This is a genomic window from Streptomyces swartbergensis (assembly GCF_002148965.1).
Lineage (GTDB): Bacteria > Actinomycetota > Actinomycetes > Streptomycetales > Streptomycetaceae > Streptomyces > Streptomyces swartbergensis.
Map to the genome: position 1 here is coordinate 1 of NZ_NGFN01000363.1, position 8,616 is coordinate 8,616.

At 72.4% G+C, this 8,616-nt stretch carries 9 protein-coding genes and 1 pseudogene; 7 read left to right on the forward strand and 3 right to left on the reverse strand.

Going from position 1 to position 8,616, the window contains the following annotated elements; genetic code table 11:
• A partial coding sequence (locus tag CA983_RS36460) for an ATP-binding protein (protein ID WP_107500321.1) occupies positions 1-938 on the reverse strand: 938 nt, incomplete at its 3' end.
• A gap of 166 nt (positions 939-1,104) precedes the next feature.
• Between CA983_RS36460 and CA983_RS36465 the strand changes: the two genes are divergently transcribed.
• A complete protein-coding gene (locus tag CA983_RS36465) occupies positions 1,105-2,604 on the forward strand; it encodes an ABC transporter substrate-binding protein (RefSeq protein WP_086605028.1) in 1,500 nt (499 codons plus the stop codon).
• Between the two features lie 30 nt (positions 2,605-2,634).
• Here CA983_RS36465 and CA983_RS36470 read toward each other — a convergent pair whose 3' ends face one another.
• Positions 2,635-3,036, reverse strand: a complete 402-nt coding sequence (locus CA983_RS36470) for a RidA family protein (RefSeq protein ID WP_086605029.1) — start codon at positions 3,034-3,036, stop codon at positions 2,635-2,637.
• Positions 3,037-3,158: 122 nt separating this feature from the next.
• On the opposite strand from CA983_RS36470, the gene CA983_RS36475 reads away from it, so the two are divergent.
• Entirely contained in the window at positions 3,159-3,539 is a 381-nt protein-coding gene (locus CA983_RS36475; RefSeq protein WP_086605030.1) for a winged helix-turn-helix transcriptional regulator, read from the forward strand.
• 12 nt (positions 3,540-3,551) lie between these two features.
• On the opposite strand, the gene CA983_RS36480 is transcribed toward CA983_RS36475, so the two are convergent.
• On the reverse strand, positions 3,552-4,310 hold the full coding sequence (locus CA983_RS36480) for a CDP-alcohol phosphatidyltransferase family protein (RefSeq protein ID WP_086605031.1): 759 nt from the start codon (positions 4,308-4,310) through the stop codon (positions 3,552-3,554).
• 108 nt (positions 4,311-4,418) lie between these two features.
• Here CA983_RS36480 and CA983_RS36485 point away from each other — a divergent pair, with 108 nt between their 5' ends.
• The 5 genes and pseudogenes from CA983_RS36485 to CA983_RS36505 form a co-directional block, all read left to right on the forward strand.
• The gene (locus CA983_RS36485; RefSeq protein WP_086605032.1) at positions 4,419-5,399 is read left to right on the forward strand and encodes a zinc-dependent alcohol dehydrogenase; all 981 of its coding nucleotides are present in this window, start codon (positions 4,419-4,421) and stop codon (positions 5,397-5,399) included.
• Between the two features lie 162 nt (positions 5,400-5,561).
• The gene (locus CA983_RS36490; RefSeq protein ID WP_010043117.1) at positions 5,562-5,960 is read left to right on the forward strand and encodes a 6-pyruvoyl trahydropterin synthase family protein; all 399 of its coding nucleotides are present in this window, start codon (positions 5,562-5,564) and stop codon (positions 5,958-5,960) included.
• A complete protein-coding gene (locus CA983_RS36495) occupies positions 5,957-7,162 on the forward strand; it encodes a glycosyltransferase family 4 protein (RefSeq protein WP_086605033.1) in 1,206 nt (401 codons plus the stop codon). Before CA983_RS36490 ends, CA983_RS36495 begins: the two co-directional genes overlap by 4 nt.
• Positions 7,159-8,217, forward strand: a complete 1,059-nt coding sequence (locus CA983_RS36500) for a class I SAM-dependent methyltransferase (protein WP_086605034.1) — start codon at positions 7,159-7,161, stop codon at positions 8,215-8,217. The genes CA983_RS36495 and CA983_RS36500 overlap by 4 nt, the downstream gene beginning before the upstream one ends.
• Positions 8,214-8,616, forward strand: a pseudogene (locus tag CA983_RS36505) (hypothetical protein); the annotation flags it as partial. The gene CA983_RS36500 and the pseudogene CA983_RS36505, both read left to right, overlap by 4 nt.

Here is an 8,616-nt window from a genome sequence, read left to right on the forward strand (position 1 = left end):
GGCTCCACCGCCACGCCGTCGAGTTCCACCTGCGCAACGCCCGTGCGGGCGTCCGCCCACGCTCGGGCGTTGCGCAGGTGGAACTCGACGGCGTGGCGGTGGAGCCGGTCCCAGTCGCGGGGGTGGGAGTCGACGGCCTCGCGGAGGATCGTCAGGGCGTGGCGGTTGTGCGGCTCCAGGGAGTCCAGCGCGTCCAGGCCGCCCTCGGTGCGGCCCTGTTCGGAGGCGCGGATCCAGGGGGACTGGACGAGGTAGGCCAGGAGGTCGTCCCCTACCTGTTCCTTGAGGAAGAGGAGGTCGTCCTCGCAGGTCACCTTGTTGCCGATGACCGCGATGCGGATGCCGAACTGTTCCGCGTGGTCGCGGTACTGGCGGTAGACCGAGACGCCCTTGCGGGTGGGTTCCGCCACCAGGAAGGTGATGTCGAAGCGGGTGAACAGGCCGGAGGCGAAGGCGTCAGCGCCCGCCGTCATGTCGACCACGACGTACTCACCGGGGCCGTCGGCCAGGTGGCCGAGGTACAGCTCGACCGCGCCCAGCTTGGAGTGGTAGCAGGCCACACCCAGGTCGGACTCGTCGAACTCGCCCGTGACCATCAGCGGGACGCCGCCCGCCCGGCCGACGTGCCGGGCGTGCAGTTCGTCGTCGCCGAGTGGGCGCAGGAGGCGCGAGCCGCGTCCTGGGGGAGTGGTTTTGATCATCGCCTCGCGGGAGGTGATGCGGGGGTTCGTGCCGCGCAGGAAGTCCTTGATCTCGGCCAGGTGCTCGCCCAGGGGCGGGGCGGACGTCTCCTCCTCGCCGAGCGCCTCGGCCAGGTGCTGGTTGATGTCGCCGTCGATGGCGAGGACCGGGGCGCCGGAGCGCGCCAGATGGCGGGAGAAGAGCGCCGACAGCGTGGTCTTGCCGCTGCCGCCCTTGCCGACGAACGCGACTCTCACGACTGCTCCACCTTTTTGAAAATGAATGTCATGTAGCTAGGTTTAGGGAGTGATCGTCGCTGCTGTCAAATTGCCTGCTCCCTATGGGATTTGTGGTGGCGTCCGCGTGGCAGGCCCCGGCCGGTCGGCGCCTCGCCTTGATGCATATGCTGTGCAAGTGCGTGATGTGAGCATCAAGAGTTCGTTCCGGTTCCTCGCCGCCCTCGTCCTCCTCCCGGGCCTGGCAGGCTGCTTCGCCTCCCCCGGCGGGGAGTCGTCGCCGGATGGCGGGCAGCCGGGCTCGCGGCTGCGTGTCGCCCTCGCCTTCCCGCCCGCCGAGAACTTCTCGCCGTACGGAGCCGACGCCACGCTCCTCAGCCGGCTCGGCGTCACCGAGGGGCTGACCGCCCTGGACGCCAACGGTGCCGCGGCCCCCGCGCTCGCCGAGTCCTGGCGCCGCGAGAACGACCGCACCTGGCGGTTCACCCTGCGCGAGGCCGCCTTCCAGGACGGTACGGACGTCACCCCCTCCGCCGTGGCCGACGCGCTCACCCGCGCCACGAAGGCGAAGCCCGTGCCCGCCGCCCTCGCCGGTGTCACCCTCGACGCCGAGGCCGACGGCAGCCACGGCATCCGTGTCACCACCGCCGCGGCCGACCCCGTCCTGCCCATGCGCCTGTCCAGCCCGAGTCTGGCGATCCTCTCCCCGAAGGCGTACGAGAAGAAGGGCGCCCCCACGCCCGTCGGCACCGCCACCGGGCCCTTCGAGATCACCGAGGTCAACAGCGGCGGCTCCGCCACCCTCGACCGCTTCGACGACTACTGGGGCGGCCGCGCCCAGGCCTCCGGCATCGACGCGCGCTTCGTCAAGGACGGCACGGCGCGCGCCAACGCGGTGCGCACCGGCGACGTCGACATCGCCGAGGCGATCCCCGTCGCCCAGGCCGCCACCCTCGACAAGGCGACCCTCAAGGAAGCCGGCACCACCCGGACGACCAGCCTTCATCTCAACACCAGGACCGGCCCCTTCGAGGACCCGAAGCTGCGCGCCGCCGCGCGCACGGCGGTCGACTCCTCTGTCATCGTCAAGGGCGTCTTCGAGGGATACGCCGACCCGGGCGCGGGCATCTACGGTCCTGCCGTCACCTGGGCCGACAGCAAGCGCGTGAAGCCGACGGGACGCGCGGACGCCGCCCGGCCCGACGGCACGCGGATCACCCTCGCCACCTACGACAACCGGCCCGAACTGCCCGAGGTCGCCCAGGTCGTGCAACAGCAGCTCGAAAAGGCGGGCTTCACGGTGAAGCTGGAGGTGCGCGAGTACTCCCGGCTGGAGAGCGACGCGCTGGCCGGGAAGTTCGACGCGTTCATCGGCGCCCGCAACAGCCTGCTGGACACCGGCGACCCCGTCGGCGTCCTCGCCGGCGACTACACCTGCGACGGCGGCTACAACCTGGCCCTGCTGTGCGACAAGGACGTCGACCGGGCCGTCGAGAAGGCCGACGGGACCGACGGCACGGGCGAGCGGCAGGACGCGGCCATGGCCGCCGAGGCCGCGATCCTCGGCACGGACGCGGTCGTGCCGCTGGCCCATCAGCAGATCATCGCCGGCGTCTCCACCAAGGTCAGGGGCGTCGTCCTCGACCCGTACGAGCGGGCCCTGGTGGGCACCGGGACGCGTCGCTGACCGTCTCCCGCCGGGGGGTCCGCCCCCGACTCACGCGGGCAGCTTGGTGTCGATCACGCAGCTGATCTCGACCGCCTGTCCGGGGAAGGTGAGTTCGGTGACGCCCAGGGCCGTGCTGACCGGGCGGTGCGTGCCGAAATACGCACGGTTGCCCTCCGCCACCACGTCTGCGTTCTTCACCAGGTCCACCACGTACAGCGTCTGGGAGACGATCTGGCTGCGCGTGACGCCGTAGTGGGCCAGCACCTTGTCGAGGTTGGCGTAGGTCCCCTCCAGCTGAGCGGCGATGTCGTCCTCCGGGCGGAAGCCGCCCGCCTCGTCGAACGAGAGCTGTCCGGAGACGTGGATCAGATCGCCGGACCTGATCGCCTGCGCGTAGCCGAAGTGGCTCTCGGCCGGTATGGCGTGGTCGTAGACATCGATCGTGGTCATGGTTCCCGTCCTTACGTTCCTTCTGTCGAGCGCGAACCCGCGCTCTCTTGCGGTTACTCGGGAACTGTAAGAGAGTGACCGCCGACCTGGAAGAACGCACTTTTCAGTGACTGGGGAACCAGATGGTGACCAAGCAGTTGAGGGACCTGCCGGAGAACGCGGACCTGCGGCGGGCCGACTCCCTGGCGCGGGAGATCTTCTCGGACGTGGCCAACAAGTGGGCGCTGCTCATCATCGAGGCCCTCGGTGAACGCACCCTGCGCTTCAGCGAGTTGCGCGACGAGGTCGAGGGCGTCAGCCACAAGATGCTCACGCAGAACCTGCGAATGCTGGAGCGCAACGGCCTGGTCGACCGGAAGGTGCATCCCACCGTGCCGCCGAAGGTCGAGTACACCCTCACCGAACCGGGCCGTGCCCTGCGTGCCACGGTCGACCTGATCTGCGGCTGGACCCATGAGTACCTCGGGCACATCGAGTCGGCGCGCGGCCGGTTCGACGCCTGACCGGCCGGGGCGTCAGCTCGCGACCAGTTCCCGCACCTGCCGCCGGGCGGGGACGTTCTCGACCCGCGAGGTGCGGTACAGCCACAGCACATCCCGTCCGAACGACCACACCAGCAGGCCCAGAGCCAGGGCCGCGACAGCGAAGTTGGCCGCGTAAGGCAGCAGTTCGGCGCCCGCCAGCAGCAGGAGTACGCCCTGGAGTGCCGCGACCGTCTTGCGGGCGGTGCTCGGCGGGAGTGCTGCGGTCAGCCAGGGCCAGACGCGGGCGGCGCCGACGAAGACGTACCGCATCCCGCCGATCAGCAGCACCCACGGGCCCAGTTGCGTCGACACGTACACGCTCAGCACCAGGATCAGGAACGCGTCGACCTCCATGTCGAAACGCGCGCCCAGCGGGGTGGAGGTGCCGGTGCGGCGGGCCACCTTGCCGTCGACACCGTCGAGGATCAGGGCCACCGCCGTCAGGCCGACGAACAACGACACGGGCGGCGAGCTCTGGAAGGAGTCCGCGACCAGCGCGGTGACCCCGCCGACGAGGGTGGCCCGGCCGAGGGTGACCCGGTTCGCCGCGCCGAACGAGCGCAGCCGGGAGCGGTGCAGGGCCCGGGAGAGCACCGCCCAGGTGGCGATCGCGAACGCGAGGCCGGTCAGCCAGCCCGCCGGGCCCATCCCGATCGCGGTGCCGATCAGGGCGAGCAGCAGGATCTGCACTCCCGCCCCCAGGGCGGTCTCCTGCTGGAGCCTCGCGTCGTACGTGTTGTTCAGGGCCACCGAACACCCTCCGGCCGTGTGACAGAGTCGATCAACGCCGCTACCTTGTGCGCGGCCTGTGCACCCCTCGGTACGCAAGCAGCTTCCCGATCGTTCAGGAGGACTTCGATGAAGCACACCGGACGCGCGTTCTGGATCGCCTCGCCCGGGCGAGGCGGTATCCGGGACGTCAGTCTGCCGGACCCCGGCGAGGGCGAGGTGCTGGTCCGCACGCTGTACTCCGGCGTCAGCCGCGGCACGGAGACGCTCGTCTTCCGCGGCGGCGTGCCCGTCAGCCAGCACACGGCCATGCGGGCGCCGTTCCAGGAGGGCGACTTCCCGGGCCCGGTGAAGTACGGCTACCTCAACGTCGGCGTGGTCGAGGAGGGACCCGAGGCGCTCGCCGGCCGTACGGTGTTCTGCCTCTACCCGCACCAGAGCCGGTACGTCGTCCCGGCGAGCGCCGTCACGCCCGTACCGGACACCGTGCCGGCCGAACGGGCCGTGCTGGCCGGGACCGTGGAGACCGCCGTCAACGCCCTGTGGGACGCCGCGCCCCTGGTCGGCGACCGGATCGCCGTGGTCGGCGGGGGCATGGTCGGCTGCTCGGTGGCCGCGCTGCTCGCCCGGTTCCCCGGTGTCCGCGTCCAGTTGGTCGACGCCGACCCGGGCCGGGCCGACATCGCCAAGGCCCTGGGTGTCGGCTTCGCCTCGCCCGAGGACGCCCTCGGCGAGTGCGACCTGGTCGTCCACGCCAGCGCCACCGAGCAGGGGCTCGCCCGGTCCCTGGAACTCCTCACCGCCGAAGGGACCGTGCTCGAGCTGAGCTGGTACGGCGACCGGCAGGTGAGCGTGCCGCTCGGCGAGGCCTTCCACTCCCGGCGGCTCGTCATCCGCTCCAGCCAGGTCGGCACGGTCTCCCCGGCCCGCCCGAACCGCACCTACGCCGACCGGCTCGCCCTCGCCCTCGACCTGCTCGCCGACCCGGCCCTCGACGCCCTCGTCACCGGCGAATCCGCCTTCGAGGACCTGCCGGACGTGCTGCCGAAGCTCGCCTCGGGCGAGATTCCCGCGCTGTGCCACCGGGTCCGCTACGGCGAGAGCACCTGACCCGGAAAAGACGGGAGCGCCTGACCCGAGAAAACACGAGAGCGCCTGACCTGAGAAAAGACGTACCGGAGGCTGAACAGGGGAAGGCAAGGAGCCGTAATACACGGCATCCCCGGCAGCCATGGCGGGGGAGCAGACGCGCCGCACCTGGAGGGTCGTCCGTTGTTCAGCATCACCGTCCGCGATCACATCATGATCGCCCACAGCTTCCGTGGCGAGGTCTTCGGACCGGCGCAGCGCCTGCACGGGGCCACGTTCCTCGTGGACGCCACGTTCCGGCGCGAACAGCTGGACGAGGACAACATCGTCGTCGACATCGGGCTGGCGACGCAGGAACTCGGGGCGGTGGTCAGCGAGCTGAACTACCGCAATCTCGACAACGAGCCCGATTTCGCCGGTGTCAACACGTCCACGGAGTTCCTCGCCAAGGTCATCGCCGACCGGCTCGCCGAGCGCATCCACAAGGGCGCGCTGGGCGAGGGCGCCAAGGGCATCGCGGGCCTGACCGTCACCCTGCACGAATCACACATCGCGTGGGCGAGTTACGAGCGTGCGCTGTGACCGACACGACGATCGAACGGCCCGAGCAGACCGGACCGGCACCGGCGCGGCTGAATTATGTTCCCGTGCAGCACGCCACCCTGAAGAACGCCGAGATCATCCCCATGTCCCTGCGCACCGTGCACTTCGTGCTGCCGGGAGGCGTCGACGACCCGGCCACGCCCAGCGGCGGCAACGCCTACGACCGGCGCGTGTGCCTGGACCTGCCCGGCTTCGGCTGGCAGGTGACCAAGCACGCCGTGGCCGGTGACTGGCCCCGGCCGGGGGCGGCGGCCCGTACGGAACTCGCCCGCGCCCTGAGCGGCTTGCCCGACGGTGCCGTCGTCCTGCTCGACGGGCTGGTCGCCTGCGGCGTCCCGGAGATCGTCGTGCCGGAGGCGGAACGATTGCGCATGGCCGTCCTCGTCCATCTCCCGCTCGGCGACGAGACGGGGCTCGACCCGGCCGTGGCCGCCGAACTCGACGCCAAGGAGCGGGCGGTGCTGCGGGCGGTGCCGGCGGTGATCGCCACCAGCGAATGGGCGGTCCGCCGTCTGGTCGCCCACCACGGCCTTCCCCCGGAGCGGGTGCACGTCGCGGCGCCGGGCGCCGACATCGCGCCGCTCGCGCCCGGCACCGACGGCGTCTCACGGCTGCTGTGCGTGGCCGCCGTGACCCCGCGCAAGGGACAGCACCGGCTGGTGGAGGCACTGGCCACGGTGACCGACCTGCCGTGGAGCTGCGTGTGCGTCGGCAGTCTCACCCAGGACCCGGAATACGTCACCCATCTGCGGACCCTCATCGCCGAGCACGGCCTGGAGGGCAGGCTGGAGCTGGCGGGCCCGCAGTCCGGCGCCGCACTCGACGCCAGTTACGCCACCGCCGACCTGATGGTCCTCACCTCCTACGCCGAGACCTACGGCATGGCCGTGACCGAGGCACTGGCGCGCGGCATCCCGGTCATGGCCACGGACGTCGGCGGACTCCCCGAGGCGGTCGGCCGCGCCCCCGACGGCGGGGTGCCCGGCATTCTCGTCCCACCGGAGAACTCCGCCGCCATCGCCGCCGAACTGCGCTGCTGGTTCGGTGAGGCGGACGTACGCCGCCGCCTCAAGGCCGCCGCCCGCAGCCGCCGCGCCGCCCTCGGCGGCTGGGCGGCGACCGCACAGAGCCTGGCGGCGGTACTGCGCCGGCTCCCGACCGACCCCCGGAGGGCCGCATGACGAACCCGGCGACGACCCAGCAGAGCGGGACGATTCCGGCCCAGCCCGGGGCGAGGGAGGCTGCCGAGTCGATGGACGGCATGGTTGAGGGCGCGGGGCCGAGCGGGTATCCCGGGGCGTGGCAGGCCGCCGAGTCCGCGGATGCCGTCATCCCGGGCGCGGGCCCCTCCGGCACACCCGGCGCGCGGCCCACCGTGAAGCTGCGCGAGGCCGACCCCGAGGATCCGCCCCGTTACGCGCCCGAGTGGCTGCAGTTGCGGGAACCGGCCGACGCCGCCGCGCGGGCGCACGATCTGCTCGACCCGTTGCGCATCCGGCTCGCCAACCTGCCGGGCAAGCCCGGCGGTGTCGCCATCCACGACCTCGGGTGCGGTACCGGCTCGATGGGCCGCTGGCTCGCCCCCTGCCTGGACGGCGCACAGCACTGGATCCTGCACGACCGCGACCCCTACCTGCTGCACTTCGCCGCCGTCGGCTCCCCGCGCACCGCCGCCGACGGCAGCCGGGTCACCGTGGAGACGCGGCGCGGTGACGTCGCCCGCCTCACCGCGGACGCCCTGCGCGGCGCGTCCCTGGTGACGGCGTCCGCCCTGCTGGACGTCCTCACCCGCGAGGAGATCGACACCCTCGCCGCCGCCTGCGCCGGAGCCGGCTGCCCCGCCCTGCTGACGCTGTCCGTCGCAGGCCGCGTGGAGCTGAYGCCGTCACATCCGCTGGACTCGGAGATCGCCCAGGCGTTCAACGACCACCAGCGCCGCGACGGTCTGCTCGGTCCCGACGCGGTGACGGCGGCGGCCGAGGCGTTCTCCGAGCACGGCGCGACGGTACGGCTGCATCCGAGCCCGTGGCGGCTCGGCCCCGAGCAGGCCGCGCTCACCGAGCAGTGGCTGCGCGGCTGGGTCGGCGCCGCCGTCGAGCAGCGCCCCGACCTGCGCGCCCGCGCCGACGCCTACCTGGCCGAACGGCTGGCCTCCTGCGCCGCCGGCCAGTTGCGCGTCACCGTCCACCACACCGACCTCCTGGCCCTGTGCCGCCCGGAGGGCGGAGCGTCATGAGCCCGCGGGCGGGAACCGACGTCGCGCCCCGGGTCGCGGTGGCGGGGACGCGTGTGCGGCTGAAACCCGCTGACGCCGCCCGGTTGCCGGAGACCGCCGAGACCGCCGAGATCGCCGACGGCCCGGGCCGGCTCGGTGAAACCGGTGTTCCGGCGCCGTCCCCGGCCGCCGCCGTGCCGTCGCGCCGGCTCGGCGCCACGGTCCCGGGCGGGCCGTCGGCGGCCGGCGGCGGCCGGCGTTCGCCCGCCGGAGCCGGAGCCGGAGCCGGAGCCGCGGTCGCCGTCGCGGTCGCCCCCCTGGCCAATCCGGAGGTGCCGTGCCCGGTCGCCGGCGACACGGACGTGCGCCGGCTCGGCGAGCCGGCCCTCGCGCCACGCCCCGTCGCCGACGCCGGTACCC